The organism is Actinacidiphila sp. bgisy160, assembly GCF_965342435.1.
In the GTDB taxonomy this organism is placed as follows: domain Bacteria; phylum Actinomycetota; class Actinomycetes; order Streptomycetales; family Streptomycetaceae; genus Actinacidiphila.
Genome location: NZ_CBDRCM010000141.1, coordinates 1 through 970, shown reverse-complemented (window position 1 = coordinate 970; position 970 = coordinate 1). Strand labels below are relative to the sequence as shown.

Sequence of the window (970 nt, the reverse complement as noted above, 5' to 3'; positions counted from 1 at the left end):
CAAGACCCTCGCCACCCAGGCCGGCGATCTCGACCTGGCCATCCCCAAGCTCCGCAGCGGCAGCTTCTTCCCCAGCCTGCTGGAGCGACGACGTCGCATCGACCAGGCCCTGTACGCGGTCATCATGGAGGCGTACGTGCACGGGGTGTCCACCCGTTCCGTCGACGACCTGGTCAAGGCCCTCGGCGCGGACAGCGGCATCTCCAAGAGCGAGGTCTCGCGCATATGCGGTGACCTGGACGAACAGCTCACGGTCTTCCGCGGCCGACCCCTGGACCACAGCCGCTTCCCCTACCTCTACCTGGACGCGACCTACTGCAAAGTCCGCGTCGACCACCACATCGTCTCGCAGGCCGTGGTCATCGCCACTGGCATCACCGAGGACGGCAACCGCGAGGTCCTCGGCGTGATGGTGGGCGACAACGAGACCGAGGCGTTCTGGGCCCAGTTCCTGCGCTCACTGCGGGCCCGCGGCCTTGCCGGAGTGCGACTGGTGATCGGCGACCACCACGCCGGACTGGTCGCCGCGATCCGCAAGGTCATGCTCGGCGCCGCCTACCAAAGGTGTCGCGTTCATTTCCTGCGCAATGTGTTCGGCGTGATCCCGAAGGGCTCCGGGGAGATGGTCGCCGCGACGATCCGCACCATCTTCGCCCAGCCGAGCGCGGAGCTGGTCCGCCAGCAGCTCGACACCGTCGCCGATATGCTCGGCCGACAGTTTCCCCAGGTCAAAAAGATGCTCCTGGACGCCAAGGAGGATCTGACCGCCTTTGCCGGCTTCCCCATCTCCCACTGGAAGACTCCAGTCGACGAATCCCCTGGAGCGACTCAACCGCGAGATCAAACGTCGCACCGACGTCGTCCAGGTCTTCCCCAACCCAGCTGCCCTCGAACGCCTGGTCACCGCCGTGCTCAACGAACTGCACGACGAATGGATCGCCTTCCCCCGCCGCTATCTCTCCGAAGGCAG

General features: G+C 66.1%; 1 pseudogene. It reads left to right on the top strand.

Going from position 1 to position 970, the window contains the following annotated elements:
- Positions 1–970, top strand: a pseudogene (locus ACRWNP_RS37145) (IS256 family transposase); the annotation flags it as partial.